This is a genomic window from Pseudomonas sp. 2822-17, from assembly GCF_002742485.1.
GTDB classification, from domain to species: domain Bacteria; phylum Pseudomonadota; class Gammaproteobacteria; order Pseudomonadales; family Pseudomonadaceae; genus Aquipseudomonas; species Aquipseudomonas cyclaminis.
Genome location: NZ_LJRZ01000887.1, coordinates 1 through 246, shown reverse-complemented (window position 1 = coordinate 246; position 246 = coordinate 1). Strand labels below are relative to the sequence as shown.

General features: G+C 30.9%; 1 protein-coding gene. It reads right to left on the bottom strand.

Features of this window, described 5'->3' with window-relative positions:
• The coding region (locus AOA60_RS33645) for a hypothetical protein (protein WP_218240962.1) at positions 1 to 246 on the bottom strand (246 nt) is incomplete at both ends.

Here is a 246-nt window from a genome sequence, read left to right as displayed (position 1 = left end):
CTTGGTCCGAGGAGCTTTACTAATAATTCTACAGGATCATAAGAAAGACAGATATTCAATAATTTATCTGCATAAGGAATGTCCATGGAAAAAGTATCTTCAATAAATGTAGACTTGAACTGATTCTTCATGACTTCATATACGATTGATTCATCAGGGTAATATTTCATCAGTAGGTCACGTAGTTTTTCTGTTTTGTCTTTTGCCCTTAGAATAAATAAAAAGTCACTTTTTTCCATATTATTT